Here is a 21,644-nt window from a genome sequence, read left to right on the forward strand (position 1 = left end):
GCAGTGCCGTCGTGCGGCAGGGGTTCCTGACGCCCAAGCAGCTGCGGAGCTCCGCCTGGGTCCGGCTCAGGCGGGACGTGTACGCGGACGCCTCGCTCCCCGTCACCCACCGGCTGCTGGTCAGCGCGATCGGGCTGACGCTGCCCGCGGGCGCGGGCTTCTGCGGTCGCAGTGCCGCCGTCCTGTGGGGCGTGCCCGACGTCGCCGGTCCCGACGACCCGGTCGAGGTCGTGCTGCCCGGTGACCGGCGGTGGAACGCCGGTGCCGGGGTCCGGGTGCGCAGCCTGCTCGTCGGGCAGCGACTGGTGCAGCGCGGGGCGTGGCACTGTCTCCCACGCGTGGACACCGCGGTCGACCTCGCCCGCTTCGGCGACCGGGACGAGGCGGTCGTCCTGCTGGACCGCCTGGTGCGGGCGGGCGTGGCGGACCTGGAGGGCGTCCGCGTGGCCGCGGCGGCGCTCCCCGTATGCCGGGGGAGTGCGCAGGCCCGGCTGGTCGCACAGCTCGCGGACGGCCTGGCCGAGTCACCGCAGGAGACCCGCCTGCGACTCCTCCTGCACCGGGCCGGCGTGCCGCCGGTGGCCCAGCACCGCGTCTTCGACGACGCCGGGTTCGTCGCGCGGGTCGACTTCGCGTACCCGGAGCTGCGACTGGCCGTCGAGTACGACGGGCTGTGGCACGCCGAGCGCCGGACGTTCCTCGACGACCGCCGCCGGCTCAACCGCCTCAACGCCGCGGGGTGGATCGTCCTGCACGTGACCGTCGACGACCTCCGACGACCGGACCTGCTCGTGGCGCGGGTGCACGCGCTCCGGGCCCGGCGGCTGGCCGGGACGAACACACGCTGAGCGCCCCCTCGGTCCCGGCGAGGGGGCGCCCGGCGTGTGTCCGTCGTCCTGAGCGCTCAGGCGCCGAAGAGCTGGGTCCACCAGGGGCCGCCGGAGCCCTCGGCCACGCCCACGCCCAGCTTCGTCAGCGAGCAGTTGAGGACGTTCGCCCGGTGGCCCGGGCTGTCCATCCACGCCGCCATCACCGCGGCCGGGTCGGGCTGCCCCTGGGCGATGTTCTCCGCCCGCGCGTAGCCGACGCCCGCGGCCCGGGCCCGGTCGAAGGGGTCGAGCCCCTCGGGGGTGTCGTGCGAGAAGTAGCCGCGGTCGCGCATGTCCGCGCTGTGCGCCCGGGCGACGGCGGCCAGCGCCGCGTCCGCGACCACGGGCGCACACCCCGCGGCGGCGCGCTCCTGGTTGACCAGGGCCAGCACCGCGGCCTCCGCGGAGGGGTCGGCCGGGGCGGCGGCCCGCGCCACCGGCGCCGGCGCGGGCTCCGACGACGGGGTCGGCGTCCGCGTGTCCGGCGCCGCCGCCGACGCGGACGACGAGTCGGCCGACGACGAGCCGGCCGACGACGAGCCGGCCGACGAGGACCCCGCGGACGAGGACCCACCCGGCGCCGGGGCCGACGACCCGGGCACCGCCGAGGACGAGGACGCCGAGGACGACGAGGACGACGACGAGGACGACGACGAGCCGGCGGCGGTCGGGCGCCCCGCCGATGACGAGGTCCCCGGAGCGGAGGAGCCCGCAGCCGAGGAGCCCGGGGCGGAGGAGCCCGGGGCGGAGGAGCCCGCAGCCGACGAGCCCGGAGCCGACGAGCCCGCAGCCGACGAGCCCGGCGCGCCGGGCGTCGTCCCCGGTGCGGTGGTCGGGGCTCCGTCGACGCCCATCGTGACGACGCCGGTGCGCTCGGCGCGGCCCTCCCCGCCGTCCTCCACGGCGTCCGCCGCGGAGGTCGCCGCGGATTCCGCCGCCGACAGCGCGCCCCGGCCGGCGGCCATCAGCGGCACGAGCAGCGCGGTGCCGCCCACGACAAGGACGACCAGCAGGACCGGCAGCAGGCGGCGGGCGCGGCCGCGGCGCCGTGGCGGGCGCTGGGGTGCCACCGGCGCGGCGTGGCGGGCGGACGGCGGGGAAGACCGGTGGCGCACGGGGTGATTACCTCTTGAAGTCGACAAGTCGCTTTCTGTGACTTCGTGGAGAGTAGCCGTAGCCGGAGGTCACCCGGGAGGGTGACGTGACCGACGTCACATCACGAGTCGTGGGGGACGTCTCCGGGAGGCGCGGTGGGCTCCGGGTCCCCCTCCGGGCAGCATGGACGGACCACCACCCCGAGACGCGAGGAGCACGCCGCCGGTGAGCGACGTCTGGCTCGACATCGTCATGGTCGTCGTCTTCGTGCTGATCGGCGGCGTGTTCGCCGGCGCGGAGATCGCCCTGGTGTCCCTGCGCGAGGCCCAGGTCCGGGTGCTGTCCGAGCGGGGCCGCCGCGGCCGCGCGCTGGCCCGGCTGCTCGGCGACCCCAACCGGTTCCTCGCCGCCGTCCAGGTCGGCGTCACCCTCGCCGGCTTCCTGTCCGCCGCCTTCGGCGCCAGCACCCTGGCCGAGCCCTTCAGCGACTGGCTGGTCCGCCGCGGCCTCGGGGAGCGCGTCGCCGACCCGCTGGCCCTCGTGCTGGTCACCGTCGCCATCAGCTACGTGTCGCTGGTCGTGGGGGAGCTGACCCCCAAGCGGCTCGCGCTGCAGCGCGCCGAGGGCTTCTCGCTGCTCGTCGCCCGGCCGCTCAACACCATCGCCCGGCTCTCCCGCCCGGTCATCTGGCTGCTGTCGGCGTCGACGAACGTGCTGGTCCGGCTGCTCGGCGGCGACCCGAAGGCCAGCGGCGAGGCGATCAGCCAGGAGGAGCTGCGGGACCTCGTCGCCGCGCACGAGTCGCTGTCCAGCGACGAGCGGCGGCTCATCGACGAGGTCTTCCGCGCCGGCGACCGCGAGGTGCGCGAGGTCATGACCCCGCGCACCGAGGTCGAGTTCCTGGACGCGTCGACGACGGTCAGCCGCGCCGCCCGGCAGGTCGCCGAGTCCGGCTGGTCGCGCTACCCGGTCACCGGCCGCGACCAGGACGACGTCGTCGGCTTCGTGCACGTCCGGGACCTGCTGCTGCCCACGCACCCCGCCGGGCGCGCGGCGACCGTGGGCGACCTCGCCCGCGAGGTGAAGCGGCTACCCGGCACCGCGGGCGTGCTGACGGCGCTGTCGGAGATGCGCCGGGAGAACCAGCACCTGGCGATCGTCGTCGACGAGTACGGCGGCACCGACGGGATCGTCACGCTCGAGGACCTCATCGAGGAGGTCATCGGGGAGATCTACGACGAGTACGACGAGGAGGTCACCGCCGAGGACGGCGAGGAGCCCGGCGGGCCGCACGACGTCGACGGGCTGCTCAACCTCGACGACTTCGCGCAGGTCACCGGCCTGCGGCTGCCCGAGGGCCCGTACGAGACGGTCGCCGGGTACGTGCTGGCCGAGCTCGGCCGGCTGCCGGACGTCGGTGACGCCGTCGAGGTCGAGGACCGCACGCTCACCGTCCTCGAGCTCGACGGGCGGCGGATCGCCCGGCTGTCGGTCACCCGGGCGCCCGACGTCGCGCCGGCCGGGGAGGACACCCCGGCCGGCTGAGACCCGGTCAGCCGCGCTTCTGCGCGACCTCCCACGCGTCGCGCACGATGCCGGTCAGGTCCGTGTGCCGCGGCGTCCAGCCCAGGTCCGCGCGGATGCGGTCGCTGGAGGCCACCAGCTGCGCCGGGTCGCCGGCCCGCCGGTCGCCCACCTGCACCGGCACCGGGTGGCCGGTGACCTCGCGGACGGCGTCGACCACCTGCTGCACGGAGAACCCGGTGCCGTTGCCCAGGTTGTAGATCCGGTGCTCGCCCGGCTCCGGGGCGGTCAGCGCGAGCAGGTGCGCGTCGGCGAGGTCGGAGACGTGGATGTAGTCGCGGATGCAGGTGCCGTCCGGCGTCGGGTAGTCCTCGCCGTAGACGGTCATCGCCTCGCGCTTCCCGGCCGCCACCTGCAGCGCGATCGGGATGAGGTGGGTCTCGGTGGTGTGCCGCTCGCCCAGGCCGTACGCGGCGCCGGCCACGTTGAAGTACCGCAGGCTCACCGCGGCGAAGTCGTGGGCGGTCGCGTACGAGGTCAGCATCGCGTCGACGGCGAGCTTCGTGGCGCCGTAGGTGTTGGTCGGCTTCGTCTGCGCGTCCTCGCGGATCGGCACCTGCTCGGGCTCGCCGTAGGTGGCGGCGGTGGAGGAGAACACGATCCGCCGGCAGTCGGCCGCCCGCATCGCCTCGAGCAGCGCCAGCGACCCGCCGACGTTGTGCTCCCAGTAGATCTCCGGCTTGACCTGCGACTCGCCGACCAGGCTCTTCGCGGCGAAGTGCAGCACCGCCTCCGGCCGCACCTCGGCCAGCACCGGCGCCGAGTCCTGCAGCGTGGCCTGCACGAACCGGGCGCCCTCGGGCACCGCGTCGGCGTGCCCGGTCGACAGGTCGTCGAGCACGGTGACCTCGTGGCCGCCCTGCAGGAGGGCGGCGGTGACTACGCTGCCGATGTAGCCGGCCCCACCGGCGACGAGAACGCGCATGGGGCCACCCTAGGAGTCGTCGCCCGGGAGCACCGGGCGGGCGCGGAGGTCGAGCCCCGTGGTCACTGTCCGTCCGGCCGTCCAGGCGCTGCCGGCCTACAAGCCCGGCCGCAACCCGGCCGATCTGGCGCGGGAGCTCGGCGTCGACCGCGCCGTGAAGCTGGCCAGCAACGAGGTGCCCTTCCCGCCGCTGCCGGCCGTCGTCCGGGCGCTGGCGGAGACGGCGGGGGAGACCTACCGCTACCCCGACAACGGGGCCGTCGTCCTCACCGCCGCGCTGGCGGAGCGCTACGGCGTCGACTCGGCGCAGGTGGTCCCCGGCTGCGGCGCGGTCATGCTCTGCCAGCAGCTCGCACAGTCCTTCAACGACCCCGGGACGGCGATCGCCTTCGCCTGGCGCTCGTTCGAGATGTACCCGCTGCTGGCGCAGGTCGCCGGCGCGCGCAGCCTCCAGGTGCCGCTGGTGCCCTCGGTCCCCGGCGGCGCCCCCGACACCCACGACCTCGACGCGCTGGCCGCCGCGGTGGACGACGACACCCGGCTGCTGTTCGTGTGCAACCCCAACAACCCCACCGGCACGGCGGTCCGGCGGGCGGAGCTCGAGCGCTTCCTCGACCGGGTGCCCGGGACGGTGCTGGTCGTGCTCGACGAGGCCTACCGCGAGTTCGTCACCGACCCCGAGGTCCCCGACGGCCTCGAGCTCGTGCGCGGGCGGCCGAACGTCGCGGTGCTGCGCACCTTCTCCAAGGCCTGGGGCCTGGCCGGACTGCGGGTCGGCTACCTGGTCGCGGAGGACCCCGCCGTCGCCGACGCCGTCCGCCGCACGCACGTGCCGTTCAGCGTCTCGGTGCTCGCCCAGGCCGCCGCCGTCGCCGCGCTCGGCAGCGAGGACGAGGTCCGCAGCCGCGTCGCCGCCGTCGTCGCCGAGCGCGACCGGCTCACCGCCGCCCTGCGCGGGCGCGGCCTGCAGGTCCCCGACAGCCAGGCCAACTTCGTGTGGCTGCCGCTGGGGGAGTCCTCCGCCGCGACCGCCGCGGCGCTGGAGGCGCGTGGCGTCATCACCCGGCCGTTCGCCGGCGAGGGGATCCGGGTGACCGTCGGCACGCCCGAGGAGGACGACCTGTTCCTCGCCGCGCTCGACGACGTGCTCGCCGCCGCCGACCCCGACACGGTGCGCCCCGGCGCGCCGGTCGCCTAGCGCCCGGCTGGTTTGATGGCCGTCGTGCCTCTTCCCCGTGTCCTGTCCGGCATCCAGCCGACGGCGGGCTCCTTCCACCTCGGCAACCACCTCGGTGCGCTCCGCCAGTGGGTCGCGCTGCAGGAGACGACCGAGGCCTTCTACTGCGTCGTCGACCTGCACGCGATCACGCTGCCGCAGGACCCCGCGGAGCTGCGCCGGAACACCCTGGTCTCGGCCGCCCAGCTGCTGGCCCTCGGCGTCGACCCGGAGCGCAGCACGCTGTTCGTGCAGAGCCACGTGCCCGAGCACCTGCAGCTGTCGTGGGTGCTCGAGTGCCTCACCGGCTTCGGCGAGGCCGGCCGGATGACGCAGTTCAAGGACAAGAGCCAGCGGGAGGGCACCGCCTCGGCCTCGGTCGGGCTGTTCACCTACCCGGTGCTCCAGGCCGCCGACATCCTCGTCTACCAGGCCGACCAGGTGCCGGTGGGGGAGGACCAGCGCCAGCACCTGGAGCTGACCCGGGACCTGGCCACCCGCTTCAACGGCCGCTTCGGCGAGACCTTCACGCTGCCGGAGACCCTCATCCCGGCCGGCGGCGCGCGGATCATGGACCTGCAGTCGCCGGACAAGAAGATGAGCAAGAGCCTGCCGCCGGCCGGCTGTGTGTTCCTGCTCGACGACCCGAAGGTGACGGCGAAGAAGATCCGCTCGGCGGTCACCGACACCGGCCGGGAGGTCGTGGCCGACCCGGTGGGCAAGCCGGGGGTCACCAACCTGCTGACCATCCACAGCGCGCTGTCGGGCACCCCGGTCGCGGAGCTGGAGGAGCGCTTCGCCGGCCGCGGCTACGGGGACCTCAAGAAGGAGCTCGCCGAGGTCGTCGCCGAGTTCGTGACGCCGGTCCGCGACCGCACGAACGCGCTGCTCGACGACCGCGCCGAGCTCGAGCGGCTGCTGGCCGCCGGTGCCGCCCGGGCGCGCGAGGTGGCCGCGGAGACCGTCCGCACGGTCTACGAGCGGGTCGGCTTCCTCGCGCCGGTGGCGGGGTCGTGAACGACGACACCTTCGTCCCGCGCGGCCGGAACGCGCCGCCGGAGACCGCCGTCGTCGGGGTCCTGGTGCCGATCCCCGAGCCGTGGGCGCAGCTGCTGACCGACTGGCGCGCCAAGGTGGGCGACCCGCAGGCGGGCTTCGTGCCGCCGCACGTCACCCTCCTGCCGCCCACCGAGGTGCCCTGCGCCGACCGCGCGGCCATCACCGAGCACCTGGTCCGCGTCGCCGCGGCCCACCCACCCTTCGACATGCACCTGTCGGGCACCGGCACGTTCACGCCGGTCTCCGAGGTGGTGTTCGTCGCCGTCGCCCGCGGCATCGGCAACTGCGAGCTGCTGGCCACCGACGTCCGGTCCGGCCCCCTGTCCCGGTCGCTGTCCTACCCGTACCACCCGCACGTGACCGTGGCCCACGACGTCCCGCGCGACATGCTCGAGCTGGCCTACAGCGGCCTCGGCGACCTCTCCGCGGAGTTCCGCGTCACCGCGTTCACCGAGTTCGAGCAGACGCCCGAGGGCACCTGGGCGGTCGCCCGCGAGTACCCGCTCACCGGCCCGCCGCTCTAGGCCCGCGCGCGGCACCCGCCTCCGGGGACCAGACTCGGACCGGTGGGTGCCCCCCGGGACGGACGGCCGCGCGCCGCCGACGTCGTCCGCGCGCCCTGGTCCCGCATCGCCGGCCTGGGCTCCCGGATCACCGCCGTCGTCGACGCGCAGCGCCGCCGCCGGCCCTGGTTCGACCACCTGGCGCGCGCCGGGGGGCGCTACACCCGCACCCAGGGCGACCTCATGGCCGCCGGCGTCACCTACTTCGTGTTCCTCGGGCTGTTCCCGGTCCTGCTGCTGGTCGCGTCGGTCATCGCGCTGGTCCTCTCCGGGGACGCGTTGCTGCAGCAGGAGCTCTACGACGCCATCCGCGAGACGTTCCCCGGCTCCACCGGGGAGCAGATCGTCCGTGAGCTGCGCTCGGCCGTCAGCGCGGCCGGCCTCACCGGCCTGATCGGGGTCGCCGGGTTCCTCTACGCCGGCCTGCGCGCGATGGACAAGCTGCGCATCGGCATGGAGCGGATCTGGAAGGGCGACGCCGACGAGCCGGAGTTCTGGCGGGACAACCTCGCCGACCTCGTCGCGCTGGTCGCCCTCGGCGCGGCCGGCCTGGCCAGCATCGGGCTGACCGGCTTCGCCACCCAGGCCACCAACGGCGTGCTGACGGTCTTCGGGGTCGAGGACGCGCCCGGCTGGGGCGTCGTCAGCAGCGTGCTCGGCATCGTGCTCGCCTTCACCGGCGACGTGCTGGTGTTCCTGTGGCTGCTGCGGGTGGTGCCCTCGACGTCGCACCCGCTGCGGCTGCTGCTGCCCGGCGCGGTCTTCGGTGCGGCCGGGTTCGAGCTGATGAAGCTGGCCGGCAGCCTCTACCTGTCGCTGATCTCCGGCAGCGTCACCTCGTCGGCGTTCGGCGGCGCCGTCGGCATCCTCGTCTGGATCAACCTCGTGGCCCGCTTCGCGTTCTTCACCGCGGCGTGGACGGCGAGCCTCCCGGCCCTGGAGCGGGCGGCCCCTGCGGACCCCGAGGGTCGCGCCGACCCGGGGGACCCTGCCGACCCGCCGGTCCCGGCGGAGCCCGGCGCACCGCCCGCCGCCGGCCGATGAGGGTCGCGGTCACCACCGCGACCGCCGCCGCGCCGAGCGCCAGCGCGCCCAGCACGGGCGGGCCGTCGTCCGCGGGAGGAGCCGGCTCGGCCGGGCCGGCGGCGACCTCGGCCGGCCCGGCGGCGGAGGGGGCGGCGGTCGTCGTCGGCTCGGGAGGGACGACGTCGGCCGCGGAGTCGACCAGCGTGCCGACCCCGCCCAGCGACGGCGGCACGGTGAAGCCCCAGTCGAGCAGCAGCGCGGCCTGGTCGGCGGCGCGCCGCGGCACGTTCTCGGTGCCCATGACGCTGACCACCAGCCGCCGCCCGTCGCGCTCGGCGGCCGTGACGAAGGTGTGCCGGGCGGCGTCGGTGAAGCCGGTCTTGCCGCCCAGGTTCCCCGGGTAGCCGGCCAGCGGGTTCTGGTTCTGGATCTGGTAGCCGGGCGAGCGGCCCTCGACCGGGGGCATCTGCGCGGTGGGCGTCAGGAGGATCCCGGCGGTGACCGGGTCGGCGACCAGGGCCCGGAAGAACAGCGCGAGGTCGTAGGGCGAGGAGGACTGCCCGGTGACGTCGAGGCCCGACGGCGTGCCCGCGACCGTGTCGAAGGCGCCCATCTCCAGGGCGGTGGCGTTCATCGCGTCGACGGTGGCCGCCGTCCCGCCGAACGCCCGGGCCAGCGCGTTGGCCGCGTCGTTGCCCGACTGCATCACCAGCGCCTGGAACAGCAGCCCGACCGGGTAGTGGCCGCCGGCCACGATCCCGACCTTGCTGCCCTCCATCGCCTCGTCCTCGACGGTGCCGTCGACCACCGCCGCCGGGTCCAGCCGGTGCGCCAGGGTGAGCAGCGTCAGCGTCTTGAGCGTGCTCGCCGGGTAGTAGCGGCCGTGCGGGTCGCGGGCGGCCAGGACGTCGCCGGTGCCGGTGTCGGCGACCAGCCACCCGGCCGCGACGACGTCGGCCGGCAGCGGCGGCGCGCCTTCGACGACGACCGTGCCGCGGGTGTCCAGGCCCTCCCCGCCGACGGTGACCCCGCCGGGGCCCTCGCCCTGCGGCGGGCCGCCGGGCGGCGGCGCGGTCGGGGTCGGGGCGGCGAGGTCGACGGTGGGCCGCGCGGGGTCCGGGGCGGCCGCCGCCGTGGTGCCCCCGAGCAGCACGGCCAGCGCGGCCAGGACCGCCGCGAGCGCACCTCGTCGTCGCCGCACGGGGGGACGCTAGCCCCGGCGGGGCCCGTTCCGGTGACCCCGCGCAGTGGCGGGGGCCACGGATGCGGGCCGCTTCACAACGATCCCGTCTCGGTCCGCCGCAGGGATGGCGGCCCGCCCGGAGAGCGCGGTTAGCGTGCCGGGGTCGTCCACGTCCGGGCGGCCGCCCGCGGGCGGCCGCGACCAGGACCCACGGGAGCGCCCTCCGCGTCCTTCGCGGGCAGCTCCCTCCAGAGAGGAGATCGTCTTGCGCCGAGCGCGGAAGATGAAGGCCGCAGCGCTGCTGCTGGCCGGCAGCATGGCCCTGGCGGCCTGCGCGAGTGACGAGCCCGCCTCCGGTGGCGGCGGCGGGGGCGGCGGCACCGCCACCGAGGAGCTGCGCGTCGGCCTCGCCTACGACACCGGTGGCCGCGGTGACCGGTCGTTCAACGACTCCGCCTACGCCGGTCTGTCGGCGGCCGTCGAGGCCCTCGACGGCGAGCTGCAGGAGCTCAGCCCCAACGACGACGCCTCCAACCGCGCCGAGCTGCTCACCCAGCTGGCCGAGCAGGGCTTCAACCCGGTCGTCGCCGTCGGCTTCAACTACGACGACGTCATCGCCGAGGTCGCGCCGCAGTTCCCCGACACCACGTTCGCGCAGGTCGACGGGAGCAACGAGGACGGCGCCAAGGGCGACAACGTCACCGGGCTCGTCTTCGCCGAGGAGCAGGGCTCCTTCCTGGCCGGCGTCGCCGCCGCGCTGAAGAGCGAGAGCGGCCACATCGGCTTCGTCGGCGGCGTGGAGAGCCCGCTGATCGAGAAGTTCGAGGCCGGCTACGTGGCCGGCGCCCAGGCGGTCAACCCGCAGATCATCATCGACCGGCAGTACATCTCGCCGGCCGGTGACTTCACCGGCTTCAACGACCCGGCCCGCGGCCAGATCGTCGCCCAGGGCATGTACGACGCCGGGGCCGACATCGTCTACCACGCGGCCGGTGGCTCGGGCGTCGGCGTCTTCCAGGCCGCCGCCACCTCCGGCAAGCGCGCCATCGGCGTCGACTCCGACCAGTACCAGACGGTCGACGACCCGGCGCTGCAGGCCGTGATCATGACCTCGATGCTCAAGCGGGTCGACAACGCGGTGGAGCAGTTCGTCAACGACTTCGCCGAGGGCACCGTCGAGGGCGCCTCCGACGTCCGCTACGACCTGGAGGGCGAGGGTGTCGGCCTGTCCACGTCGGGCGGCTACATCGACGACATCCAGCAGGACATCGACGGCTACGCGCAGCAGATCATCGACGGCACCATCACGGTCCCGACGACGATCGAGTGACCCTCGTGCGGGCCTGCCCGCACGACTGATCCACCCTGCGACGCGGGCCCGGGCGGGAAACGCCCGGGCCCGCGGTGCGCCGGGGTCGCCCCGGGCTCGGACGGAGCCCGCGGAGTAGGGCACCATACGCACCGGCCCCCGGGCCCGAAGCCCGGCGCAGCGGCTGATCCCGCGCGCCGGCGCCGTCCGAAGTGACCTCCCGCCCACCGGCGGGCCACAGCGAGGAGATGCCGGCATGGCACCAGCGGACTCGCCAGCAGACAGTCCGGCGGCGGGCGAGGGCCCCCTCGCCGTCGAGCTGCGCGGGATCACCAAGCGCTTCCCCGGCGTGGTGGCGAACCGGGACATCGAGCTGCGGGTCCGCCGCGGCGAGGTGCACGCCATCGTGGGCGAGAACGGCGCCGGCAAGTCGACGCTGATGAAGACCCTCTACGGCGAGCACCGCCCCGACGAGGGCCAGGTCCTCGTCGACGGCCGCGAGGTGACCTTCCGCAGCCCGGCCGACGCCATCGCGGCGGGCATCGGCATGGTCCACCAGCACTTCATGCTGGCCGACAACTTCACCGTCCTGGAGAACGTCGTCCTCGGCAGCGAGCCCACCCGGCGCGGCCGGCTGGACCTCGCCGAGGCGCGCCGCCGCATCACCGGCATCTCCGACCGCTACTCCCTCGGGCTGCGGCCCGACGCGCTGGTCGAGGACCTCGGCGTCGGCGACCGGCAGCGCGTCGAGATCGCCAAGGTCCTCTACCGCAACGCGCGGACCCTGATCCTCGACGAGCCGACCGCCGTGCTCGTGCCGCAGGAGGTCGACGAGCTGTTCGCCAACCTCGCCGAGCTCAAGCGCGAGGGCCTGACGGTCATCTTCATCTCGCACAAGCTCGACGAGGTGCGCCGGGTCGCCGACTCGATCACCGTCATCCGGCGCGGCACCACGGTCGGCCGGGCCGACCCGAGGACGACGACGGCCAAGCAGCTGGCCGAGATGATGGTCGGTGCCGAGCTGCCCACCCCGGAGACCCGCGAGTCCACCGTCCGCGAGACCCCCGTGCTGCGGCTGACCGGCGTCACGGTCAGCGACGTGGGGCACCGCCCCGTGGTGGACGACGTCACGCTCACCGTGCGGGAGGGCGAGGTCGTCGGCATCGCCGGCGTCGAGGGCAACGGCCAGGCCGAGCTCGTCGACGCGATCATGGGGCTGCGCACGCCGGCCGCCGGGTCGATCGTCCTCGGGACGGAGGACGTCACGGGCTGGAGCACCCGCGCCCGCCGGGAGGCCGGCGTCGGCTTCATCCCCGAGGACCGGCACCGGCAGGGCATGCTGCTGGACGCGCCGCTCTGGGAGAACCGGATCCTCGGCCACCAGACCCGCCCGCCGGCCGTGAAGGGGTTCTTCATCGACCGCCGCGGCGCCCGCGCCGACACCGCACGGATCATGCGGGAGTACGACGTGCGCGCGCCCGGTCCGGACACGCTGGCCGTCGCCCTCTCCGGCGGCAACCAGCAGAAGCTGATCGTGGGGCGCGAGATGAGCGCCGCGCCGCGGCTGCTCATCGCCGCCCACCCGACCCGCGGCGTCGACGTCGGCGCCCAGGCGGTGATCTGGGAGCTGCTCAAGGACGCCCGCGCGGAGGGACTGGGGATCGTGCTCATCTCCGCCGACCTCGACGAGCTCATCGGCCTGTCGGACACGCTGCACGTCATGCTCCGCGGCCGGCTGGTGGCCACCCTCGACCCGCGGCGGGTGACCCCCGAGGAGCTCGGCGGGCACATGACCGGCGCGCGCACGGCGGGCGCGGCGTGAACGGCCTCCTCCGCCGGGTGGGGCTCTCCCTGCTCGGCCCGGTGCTCGCCGTCCTGGTCGCCCTGGTCATCTCCGCGGTGGTCATCGCCCTCATCGGGCAGAACCCGCTCGAGGCGTTCCAGGTGATGGTCGACCTCGGCACCACGCCGTCGCAGCAGGTGCAGTCGATCGTCGTGATCCTCAACCGGGCGGTGCCGCTGTTCCTCGCCGGGCTGGCCGTCGCGGTCGCGTTCCGGATGGGCCTGTTCAACATCGGCGTCGAGGGCCAGTACCGGCTGGCCACCATCCTGGCCGCCGCGGTCGGCGCGGCCGTCGTGCTGCCCGGCCCGCTGCACGTGCTGCTCGTCGTGGTCGTCGCGATGGTGGTCGGGGCGCTGTGGGCCGGCATCGTCGGCGTGCTCAAGGTGACCCGCGGCGTCAGCGAGGTCATCAGCTCGATCATGCTGAACTTCGTCGCGCTGGGCCTGGCGTCGTTCCTGCTCACCGGCCCGCTGCGGGGCAGCCCGCCGGGTGCCTCGATCATCACGACCTCGGAGATCCCCGAGTCCGGCCGCTTCCCGAGCCTCAACGGGCTGCTCACCGGGCTGGGCCTGGCCGCGCCGCGCAGCGGTCTCTACGGCTTCCTGCTGGTCGCGATCGTGGTCGGGGTCGTGGTCGCCGTGCTGATCAAGCGCACCCGCTTCGGGTTCGACCTGCGCGCCACCGGCCTGTCGCCCTCCGCGGCCACCGCCAGCGGCGTCGACGCCCGGCGCATGGTCGTGAAGACCATGCTGATCTCCGGCGCGATCGCCGGCCTGATCGGCCTGCCCGACCTGCTCGGTTCGCAGTACGACTACGGCACCGAGTTCACCGCCGGCCTCGGCTTCCTCGGCATCGCCGTCGCCCTGCTGGGCCGCAGCACGCCGGTGGGCATCGCGCTGGCCGCGCTGCTGTTCGCCTTCCTCGACCGGGCGGCACTGCCCCTGCAGTTCGCCGACATCCCGTCCTCGGTCGTCACGATCATCCAGGGCACGATCGTGCTCGCCGTCGTCATCGCCAACGAGATCGCGCGGCGGCTGGCGCTGCGCTCGGCCGAGCGGGCCGGCGCGTCGGCCGGTCCGGCACCGGGTGGCGGCGGGGACGGCGCGACGCCACCGCCGCCCGCCCCGGACGGCGGGCAGCAGGTCCGCGCCGGTGCGCCCGGGGACCAGCAGGGAGCACGAGCATGAGCACCACGGCGACGACCAGTACCGGTCAGCCCAGCCGCGGCCCGCTGACCGACCTGCTGACCGGCGGTGGCCGGGCGCGGCGGGTGCTGTGGGTGCTCGTGGGCCTGTGGCTGCTGTTCTCGCTGGTCCGGGTGATCTCGGGCGAGCAGGAGCTCACCTCGTCCTCGACGCTCCGGGCCGCGCTGCTGCTCGCCGTCCCCATCGGACTGGCGGCGCTGGGCGGGCTGTGGTCCGAGCGCGCGGGCGTGGTGAACATCGGCCTCGAGGGGATGATGATCCTCGGCACCTGGGGCGCGGGCTGGGCCGGCTACCAGTGGGGCTGGGCCGGCGCGGTCATCGGCGGCGTGGTCTTCGGCGCGGCCGGCGGCCTGCTGCACGCGATCGCCACGGTGACGTTCGGCGTCGACCACGTGGTCTCCGGCGTCGCGATCAACATCCTCGCCGAGGGCGTGGTCCGCTTCCTGTCCGAGCTGCTGTTCAACGAGGAGACCGGCGGCGGCCCGACGCAGTCGCCGTCCCTGGCCGGTGACCCGCCGTCCTTCTCGCTGCCGGTGCTGTCCTCGGGACCGGACCTGCTCGGGGACCTGGAACGGCAGCACTGGTTCCTGGTCAGCGACGCGGCGGGCCTGCTGCGCGGGCTGACCAGCGGCGTGGGCCTGCTGACCCTGCTCGCCGTGCTGCTGGTGCCGGCCTCCTACCTGCTGCTGTGGCGGACGGCCTTCGGCCTGCGGCTGCGCTCGTGCGGCGAGAACCCGGCCGCCGCGGACTCCCTGGGCGTGCCGGTCTACCGGCTGAAGTACCTCGCCGTGGTCGTCTCCGGTGCGCTGGCCGGCCTGGGTGGCGTCTTCCTGGTGTTCGTGGCGGGCATCTACCGCGAGGGGCAGACCGGTGGCCGCGGCTTCATCGGCCTGGCCGCCCTGATCTTCGGCAACTGGCGGCCCGGCGGGCTGGCGGCCGGGGCGGGCCTGTTCGGGTTCGCCGACGCCCTGCAGCTGCGCAGCCAGACCGCGGTGGTGGCCCTGCTGCTGCTCATCGCCGTCCTCCTCGCCGTCCTGGCGGTCGTGCAGGCCCGGCGCGGGAAGTGGCTGGTCGCCGGCATCGCCGGGGTCTTCGCCGTCGCCTCGCTGGTCGGGTTCCTGACCATCGACCGGCTGCCCGAGGGGATCGTCTTCTTCACCCCGCACCTGACCACCCTGCTGGTCCTGTCGCTGGCGTCCCAACGGCTGCGGATGCCCAAGGCCGACGGGCTGGTCTACCGGAGGGGGGAGAACTAGATGGGGGACGTCGACTGGGACGCGCTGCGCGGCGCGGCCCGGGAGGCCATGACGCACGCCTACGCGCCGTACTCGCGGTTCCCCGTGGGCGTGGCCGGGCTGGTCGACGACGGCCGGGTGGTCACCGGCTGCAACGTCGAGAACGCCAGCTACGGCCTGGGCCTGTGCGCCGAGTGCGGGATGGTCAGCGACCTCGCCCGCACCGGCGGCGGCCGGCTGGTCGCGGTGGCCTGCGTCGGCGGGGACGGGCAGCCGCTCATGCCGTGCGGCCGCTGCCGGCAGCTGCTGTGGGAGCACGGCGGCGCCGAGATGCTCATCGAGACGGTGTCGCTGGGCATCGTGCCGATGCGCGAGGTGCTGCCCGACGCCTTCGGCCCCGACGACCTGGTCGCCGCGGCGGAGCGGGGGCAGGGCTGATGGCCGCGTTCGACGCCATCGACGTGCTGCGCGCCAAGCGCGACGGCGGCCGGCTCACCGACGAGCAGATCCGCTGGGTGATCGGCGCCTACACCGACGGCACGATCCCCGACGAGCAGATGAGCGCGCTGCTCATGGCGGTGTTCTTCCGGGGCATGTCCGCCGACGAGCTGTCGGTGTGGACGCAGGCGATGATCGACTCCGGTGAGCGCAAGGACCTGTCCTCGCTGGGCCGGCCGACGGCGGACAAGCACTCCACCGGCGGGGTCGGCGACAAGACCACCCTGCCGCTCGCGCCGCTGGTCGCCGCCTGCGGGGTGGCCGTGCCGCAGCTGTCGGGCCGGGGCCTGGGCCACACCGGCGGCACGCTGGACAAGCTCGAGTCGATCCCCGGCTGGCGGGCCGACGTGCACGAGGAGGCCTACCTCCGGCAGCTCGCCGAGGTGGGCGCGGTCATCTGCGCCGCCGGGCACGACCTCGCGCCGGCGGACAAGAAGCTCTACGCGCTGCGCGACGTGACCGCGACGGTCGAGTCGATCCCGCTGATCGCCAGCTCGATCATGAGCAAGAAGATCGCCGAGGGCGCCGACGCGCTGGTGCTCGACGTCAAGACCGGCTCGGGGGCGTTCATGAAGGACCCCGAGTCCTCCCGCGAGCTGGCCCGCACGATGGTCGGCCTCGGCGAGGCGGCCGGGGTGAACACCGTGGCGCTGGTGACCGCGATGGACCGGCCGCTGGGTCGTGCCGCGGGCAACGCCGTCGAGGTCGCCGAGTCGGTGGAGGTCCTCGCCGGCGGCGGCCCGGCCGACGTCGTCGAGCTCACCCTGGCCCTGGCGCGGGAGATGCTCACCGGTGCCGGGCGGCCCGACGTCGACCCCGCCGACGCGCTGCGCGACGGCCGGGCGATGGACGTGTGGCGGCGGATGATCGCGGCGCAGGGCGGCGACCCCGACGCGCCGCTGCCGCGGCCGGCGGAGAAGCACGTGGTGACCGCCCCGGCCACCGGGACGCTCACCCGCCTGGACGCCTACGCGCTGGGCGTCGCCGCCTGGCGGTTGGGCGCCGGCCGCGCCCGCAAGGAGGACCCGGTCTCGGCCGCCGCCGGCGTCACCTGGACGGCGACGGTGGGGGAGCGGGTCACCGAGGGCCAGCCGCTGCTCGAGCTGCACACCGACGACGCCGCGCGCATCCCGCGGGCGCTGGAGGCGCTGGAGGGCGCGGTCGGCGTCGACACCGGCGACGAGCCGCTGCCCCTGCTGATCGACCGCATCTCCGCCTAGCCGGCCCGTGCACGCCCGCGGATCCGCACCGTGCAGATCCGCGGGCGTGCACGGCGGCCGGGGCGGTCGGCGCGGGTCCGCAACCGGGGAGCACACTGGACCCTCGTGACCAGCACGTCCGCGGAACCGACCTCCGCCGCCGCCCCGCGCGCCGGGGAGCCCCTCGACCCGGACGCGGCGATCTCCGTCCGCGGGCTGGTGAAGCGCTACGGCGGCGCCACCGCCGTCGACGGCCTGGACCTCGACATCCGGCGCGGCGAGATCTTCGCCCTGCTCGGCCCCAACGGCGCCGGCAAGACGACGACGGTCGAGATCTGCGAGGGCTTCCGCGACCGCGACGGCGGCGAGGTGCGGGTGCTCGGCACCGACCCGGCCTCGGGCGGGCGGCGGTGGAAGGCGCAGCTGGGCATCGTGCTGCAGTCCGGCGCCGGGGACAGCCAGCTGACCTGCCGCGAGCTGCTGCGCGCGCAGGCGTCCTACTACCCCGACCCGCGCGACCCCGACGAGGTCCTCGAGCTGGTCGGGCTGACCGAGAAGGCCCGCGCCCGCGGCCGCTCGCTGTCGGGCGGCCAGCGCCGCCGGCTCGACGTCGCGCTCGGCATCGTCGGCCGTCCCGCGCTGCTGTTCCTCGACGAGCCGACCACCGGCTTCGACCCCGAGGCGCGGCGGCAGTTCTGGTCGCTGATCCGCTCGCTGCGCGACCTCGGCACCACGATGCTGCTCACCACCCACTACCTGGACGAGGCCGAGGCGCTGGCCGACCGGGTCGGCGTCATCGCGCGCGGGCGGCTGGCCGAGGTCGCCGTCCCGTCGGAGCTGGGCGGCCGGGGGCACGCGCCGGCGGTGGTCAGCTGGACCGAGGACGGTGTCCGGCGCAGCGAGGCCACCGCGACCCCGACGGCGTTCGTCTCCGCGCTGGCCGCGCGCTTCCCCGGCGAGGTGCCCGACCTGGCGGTGGCCCGCCCGACCCTCGAGGACGTGTACCTGCAGATGATCGGGGAGGCCCGCGCGTGAGCGCCGGAACCGTCGCCCAGGGCCGGACGGCACTGCCGTCGCTGCCCGCCGTCTACCGCTCCCGCGCCGGGGTGGAGCTCAAGGAGTTCTTCCGGCAGCGCGAGTCGGTGGTGTTCACCCTCGCGTTCCCGGTGATCCTGCTGGTCGTCTTCGGGGCGGTCCTCGACTACGACCTCGGTGGCGGCGTCACCTTCACCCAGTACTTCATGGCCGGGATCATCGCCGCGGGCATCCTCGGGGCGAGCCTGCAGAACATGGCGATCAGCATCGCCACCGAGCGCTCCGACGGGACGCTGAAGCACCTGTCGGGCACCCCGATGCCGAAGAGCGCCTACTTCGTCGGCAAGGTGGTGCAGGTCCTCGCGGTCACCGTGCTGATCGTGCTGATCCTGCTGGCGGTCGGGCGGCTGGCCTACGGTGTCGCGCTGCCGTCGGGCAGCGACTGGATCACCTTCCTGTGGGTGACCGCGCTCGGGTCGTCGGCGTGCACGCTCTTGGGCATCGCCGTCTCCAGCCTGGCCAAGAACGGCCGCTCGGCCTCGGCGATGGTCACCCCGATCGCGCTGGTGCTGCAGTTCATCTCCGGGGTGTTCTTCCAGTTCAGCCAGGTGCCGACGTGGATGCAGACGGTCGCCGCGCTGTTCCCGCTCAAGTGGATGGCCCAGGGCCTGCGGTCGGTGTTCCTGCCGGACTTCCTGGCCGCGCAGGAGCCGGCCGGGTCGTGGGAGCTCGGGCGGGTGGCGCTGGTGCTGGGCGTGTGGTGCGCGGCCGGCCTGGCGCTGTGCGTCCTGACCTTCCGCTGGCAGGAGCGCGGCACGAGATAGCGTCGGGCGGTGCCCGCACCACTCGACGCCGACTCGGTCCGCCGCGCGCCCAAGGTCCTCCTGCACGACCACCTCGACGGCGGGCTGCGTCCGCAGACGGTGCTCGAGCTCGCCGACGAGGCGGGCTACCGCGCCCTGCCCGCCCGCGACGCGGAGTCGCTGGGGACCTGGTTCCGCGAGGCCGCCGACTCCGGCTCGCTGGTGCGGTACCTGGAGACGTTCGCGCACACCGTCGGGGTGATGCAGCGGCCCGAGGCGGTGCACCGGGTGGCCCGCGAGTGCGCCCTCGACCTCGCCGCCGACGGCGTCGTGTACGCCGAGGTCCGCATGGCGCCGGAGCTGGTGACCGCGGGCGGCACCCCGATCGAGGAGGCCGTGGAGGCGATCCTCGACGGGTTCGCCGCGGGCAGCGCCGAGGCGGCCGCGGCGGGGACGCCGATCACCGTGGGCGCGCTGCTGTGCGCCATGCGGCAGGAGGACCGGTGGGAGGAGGTCGCCGGCCTCGTCGTCCGGTACCGGGACGCCGGCGTCGTCGGGTTCGACCTGGCCGGGCCGGAGATCGGCTTCCCGCCGGACCGGATCCCCGGGGCGATCGCGCTGCTCGACCGCGCCGGTGCGCACCGCACCGTCCACGCCGGCGAGGCGGCCGGTGTCGACAGCATCCGGGCCGCGCTGGACGGCGCCCGCGCCGAGCGGCTCGGCCACGGCGTGCGGATCGCCGACGAGGTGCCGATCGAGGGCCCGCTCGGCCCGCTGGCGCGGCGGGTGCTCGACGAGCAGGTGCCGCTGGAGGTCGCGCCGTCGTCGAACGTGCAGACCGGCGCCTACCCCTCGCTCGAGCGGCACCCGGTGGGCCGGCTGCACCGGCTGGGCTTCGCGGTCACGGTGAACACCGACAACCGGCTGATGAGCGGTGTCTCGGTGACCGGCGAGCTGACCGACGTCGCCGCCGCCCACGGCTGGGGCTGGGACGACCTCCAGACGGTCACCGAGCGGGCGCTGGCCGCGGCGTTCACCGACGACGCCGAGCGGGCCCGGCTGCTCGACGACGTCGTCCGCCCGGGGTACGCCGCCCTCCGCGGGTGATCACGGCCACCGCCCGGTGCGGAAGGGCGGACCGGGCGGCGCTGTTACCGTGGGTGTGCCGGCACTCGCCGGACATCCTCCCGGACGGTCCGTCCGGGCATGAGCGCATCCGTGCAGATCGCCGCGTCGTCGACGCCCGCGGTCGCCAGTGAGGACGCCTGGCCCCGTCGCAGGGGTGGCGCCCGCGCACCACCACGGGACGCGCCCGAGCTGTATCGGAGTCCCCACCCCCGCATGACCACGTCCGACACCGTCGACGTCCAGAGCACTCCCGACACCCCCGCCCCGGCGGGCCCCACGTTCGCCCAGCTGGGCCTGCCCCAGCAGCTGGTGACCGCCCTCGAGCGGCGCGACATCCGCGCTCCGTTCGCCATCCAGGCCTCCGTCCTGCCCGACGCCCTCGCCGGGCGCGACGTGCTGGGCAAGGCGGCCACCGGGTCCGGCAAGACCCTGGCCTTCGGCCTGCCGATGCTCGCCCGCATGGGCCTCACCGCCCGCCGCGGCCCGCGCGCCCCCCGGGCGCTGGTGCTCGTGCCCACGCGCGAGCTGGCCCAGCAGGTCTCCGACAACCTGGCCCCGCTCGGCCAGGCCGTCGGCACCCAGTTCGCCACCGTCTACGGCGGCGCCTCGATGGGCCGCCAGATCTCGCAGCTGCGCCGCGGCGTCGACGTCGTCGTCGCCACCCCCGGCCGGCTGCAGGACCTGATCGGCCAGCGCGAGGTCACCCTCGCCGACGTCGAGGTCAGCGTCGTGGACGAGGCCGACTTCATGTCCGACCTCGGCTTCCTGCCCGTCGTGCAGGAGCTGCTCGACCAGACCCGCCCCGACGCCCAGCGGCTGCTGTTCTCGGCCACGCTGGACGGCGAGGTGGACACGCTGGTCCGCCGCTACCTGACCGACCCCGCGCGGCACGAGGTCAAGCGCCCCGGCGACGACGCCCCGCCGGCCGAGCACCTGGCCTACAGCGTCGCCTTCCGCGACAAGGTGCCGGTGACCCAGGAGCTGGCCGCGCGGCCGGGCCGCACGATCGTGTTCGCCCGCACCCAGCTCGGCGTCGACCGGCTCACCGAGAACCTGCAGGCGGTCGGCATCAAGGCCGAGGCGATCCACGGCGGGCTGCCGCAGTCGGCCCGCCGCCGGGCGCTGGAGGCGTTCACCGACGCCCGCAGCCCCGTGCTGGTGGCCACCGACGTCGCCGCCCGCGGCATCCACGTCGACGACGTCTCGCTGGTCCTGCACTACGACCCGCCGGCCGACCACAAGACCTACCTGCACCGCTCGGGCCGCACCGCCCGCGCCGGCGCCGCCGGCGTCGTGGTCTCCCTGCTGCTGCCCGACCAGGTCGGCCAGGCCAAGCGGCGGTTCCGGCAGGCGAAGGTGGACCCGCAGGTCAGCCGCCTCCGGCCGGGCGACGCCCCGATCGCCGAGCTCGTCGCCAGCGGCGTGCCGGTGGAGCCGGTCGAGCGGCCGGCCCGCGAGTCGCGCCGTCCGCACGGCGGCCCCGGCGGCCGGCGTCCGCGCCGCGACGGCGACCGGCCGCGCCGCTCCTACGGCGACGGCGGCCGTCGCGACGACCGTCCGCGCCGGCCCTCCGGCGACCGCGACCGGTACCGCGGCCCCGGCGAGGGCCACCGCGGCGGCCGTCCCGACCGCTCGGCGCCCACGCACTGACGGCGTACTCCTGACGACGGCGGCCGGTCCCGGGACTCCCGGGGCCGGCCGCCGCCGTGTGCGGGGTCGCCCGTGCCGGCGGGGACGGCCGGGAGGTGGTCCCGCGCGCAGTCGTGGGGGGGGGGGGGGGGGGGGGGGGGGGGGGGGGGGGGGGGGGGGGGGGGGGGGGGGGGGGGGGGGGGGGGGGGGGGGGGGGGGGGGGGGGGGGGGGGGGGGGGG

At 75.4% G+C, this 21,644-nt stretch carries 19 protein-coding genes and 1 pseudogene; 17 read left to right on the forward strand and 3 right to left on the reverse strand.

Annotated elements, in window-relative coordinates:
* The first annotated feature begins 11 nt into the window (after positions 1-11).
* Positions 12-848, forward strand: a complete 837-nt coding sequence (locus ACI798_RS11250) for an endonuclease domain-containing protein (RefSeq protein ID WP_457047945.1) — start codon at positions 12-14, stop codon at positions 846-848.
* Positions 849-904: 56 nt separating this feature from the next.
* On the opposite strand, the gene ACI798_RS11255 is transcribed toward ACI798_RS11250, so the two are convergent.
* A complete protein-coding gene (locus tag ACI798_RS11255; protein ID WP_456939998.1) occupies positions 905-1,261 on the reverse strand; it encodes a CAP domain-containing protein in 357 nt (118 codons plus the stop codon).
* Between ACI798_RS11255 and ACI798_RS11260 the strand changes: the two genes are divergently transcribed.
* Positions 1,245-1,991, forward strand: a complete 747-nt coding sequence (locus ACI798_RS11260; RefSeq protein ID WP_457047946.1) for a hypothetical protein — start codon at positions 1,245-1,247, stop codon at positions 1,989-1,991. The genes ACI798_RS11255 and ACI798_RS11260 overlap by 17 nt on opposite strands.
* A gap of 198 nt (positions 1,992-2,189) precedes the next feature.
* A complete protein-coding gene (locus ACI798_RS11265) occupies positions 2,190-3,509 on the forward strand; it encodes a hemolysin family protein (RefSeq protein WP_457047947.1) in 1,320 nt (439 codons plus the stop codon).
* 7 nt (positions 3,510-3,516) lie between these two features.
* Here the strand turns inward: ACI798_RS11265 and galE are convergent, their stop codons facing one another.
* A complete protein-coding gene (gene galE / locus ACI798_RS11270) occupies positions 3,517-4,473 on the reverse strand; it encodes a UDP-glucose 4-epimerase GalE (RefSeq protein WP_456939995.1) in 957 nt (318 codons plus the stop codon).
* A 58-nt stretch (positions 4,474-4,531) separates the two neighbouring features.
* Here galE and hisC point away from each other — a divergent pair, with 58 nt between their 5' ends.
* The 4 genes and pseudogenes from hisC to ACI798_RS11290 all read left to right on the forward strand — a co-directional run.
* Positions 4,532-5,671 carry a histidinol-phosphate transaminase gene (gene hisC / locus ACI798_RS11275; RefSeq protein WP_457047948.1) on the forward strand — a complete coding sequence of 380 codons (1,140 nt, stop codon included), beginning with the start codon at positions 4,532-4,534 and terminating at the stop codon, positions 5,669-5,671.
* 15 nt (positions 5,672-5,686) lie between these two features.
* The gene (trpS, locus tag ACI798_RS11280; RefSeq protein WP_456939993.1) at positions 5,687-6,706 is read left to right on the forward strand and encodes a tryptophan--tRNA ligase; all 1,020 of its coding nucleotides are present in this window, start codon (positions 5,687-5,689) and stop codon (positions 6,704-6,706) included.
* On the forward strand, positions 6,703-7,272 hold the full coding sequence (locus ACI798_RS11285) for a 2'-5' RNA ligase family protein (protein WP_456939992.1): 570 nt from the start codon (positions 6,703-6,705) through the stop codon (positions 7,270-7,272). Before trpS ends, ACI798_RS11285 begins: the two co-directional genes overlap by 4 nt.
* A 222-nt stretch (positions 7,273-7,494) precedes the next feature.
* A pseudogene (locus ACI798_RS11290) lies at positions 7,495-8,181 on the forward strand (YihY/virulence factor BrkB family protein); the annotation flags it as partial.
* Positions 8,182-8,215: 34 nt separating this feature from the next.
* Here the strand turns inward: ACI798_RS11290 and ACI798_RS11295 are convergent.
* Positions 8,216-9,538, reverse strand: a complete 1,323-nt coding sequence (locus ACI798_RS11295) for a D-alanyl-D-alanine carboxypeptidase family protein (RefSeq protein ID WP_457047949.1) — start codon at positions 9,536-9,538, stop codon at positions 8,216-8,218.
* Between the two features lie 247 nt (positions 9,539-9,785).
* Between ACI798_RS11295 and ACI798_RS11300 the strand changes: the two genes are divergently transcribed.
* The 10 genes from ACI798_RS11300 to ACI798_RS11345 all read left to right on the forward strand — a co-directional run bounded on the left by ACI798_RS11300 (position 9,786) and on the right by ACI798_RS11345 (position 21,425).
* Positions 9,786-10,850, forward strand: coding sequence for a BMP family lipoprotein (locus ACI798_RS11300; RefSeq protein ID WP_456939990.1), 1,065 nt, complete (start codon positions 9,786-9,788; stop codon positions 10,848-10,850).
* Positions 10,851-11,085: 235 nt separating this feature from the next.
* On the forward strand, positions 11,086-12,651 hold the full coding sequence (locus ACI798_RS11305) for an ABC transporter ATP-binding protein (protein ID WP_457047950.1): 1,566 nt from the start codon (positions 11,086-11,088) through the stop codon (positions 12,649-12,651).
* Positions 12,648-13,859: an ABC transporter permease gene (locus ACI798_RS11310; protein WP_456939988.1), complete on the forward strand. Its 1,212-nt coding sequence runs from the start codon at positions 12,648-12,650 to the stop codon at positions 13,857-13,859. The genes ACI798_RS11305 and ACI798_RS11310 overlap by 4 nt, the downstream gene beginning before the upstream one ends.
* Entirely contained in the window at positions 13,856-15,133 is a 1,278-nt protein-coding gene (locus tag ACI798_RS11315) for an ABC transporter permease (protein WP_456939987.1), read from the forward strand. Before ACI798_RS11310 ends, ACI798_RS11315 begins: the two co-directional genes overlap by 4 nt.
* Positions 15,134-15,550: a cytidine deaminase gene (locus ACI798_RS11320; RefSeq protein WP_457047951.1), complete on the forward strand. Its 417-nt coding sequence runs from the start codon at positions 15,134-15,136 to the stop codon at positions 15,548-15,550. It begins immediately after the preceding gene.
* On the forward strand, positions 15,550-16,830 hold the full coding sequence (locus ACI798_RS11325) for a thymidine phosphorylase (protein ID WP_456939985.1): 1,281 nt from the start codon (positions 15,550-15,552) through the stop codon (positions 16,828-16,830). The genes ACI798_RS11320 and ACI798_RS11325 overlap by 1 nt, the downstream gene beginning before the upstream one ends.
* Positions 16,831-16,935: 105 nt before the next feature.
* Complete coding sequence (locus tag ACI798_RS11330) at positions 16,936-17,844, forward strand: ABC transporter ATP-binding protein (RefSeq protein WP_456939984.1); 909 nt, start codon at positions 16,936-16,938, stop codon at positions 17,842-17,844.
* The gene (locus tag ACI798_RS11335; protein ID WP_456939983.1) at positions 17,841-18,668 is read left to right on the forward strand and encodes an ABC transporter permease; all 828 of its coding nucleotides are present in this window, start codon (positions 17,841-17,843) and stop codon (positions 18,666-18,668) included. Before ACI798_RS11330 ends, ACI798_RS11335 begins: the two co-directional genes overlap by 4 nt.
* Positions 18,669-18,677: 9 nt before the next feature.
* Positions 18,678-19,754 carry an adenosine deaminase gene (locus tag ACI798_RS11340; protein WP_456939982.1) on the forward strand — a complete coding sequence of 359 codons (1,077 nt, stop codon included), beginning with the start codon at positions 18,678-18,680 and terminating at the stop codon, positions 19,752-19,754.
* Positions 19,755-19,988: 234 nt separating this feature from the next.
* Complete coding sequence (locus ACI798_RS11345; protein WP_456939981.1) at positions 19,989-21,425, forward strand: DEAD/DEAH box helicase; 1,437 nt, start codon at positions 19,989-19,991, stop codon at positions 21,423-21,425.
* Positions 21,426-21,644: the final 219 nt, after the last annotated feature.

It is taken from the genome of Geodermatophilus sp. SYSU D01045 (assembly GCF_054050295.1).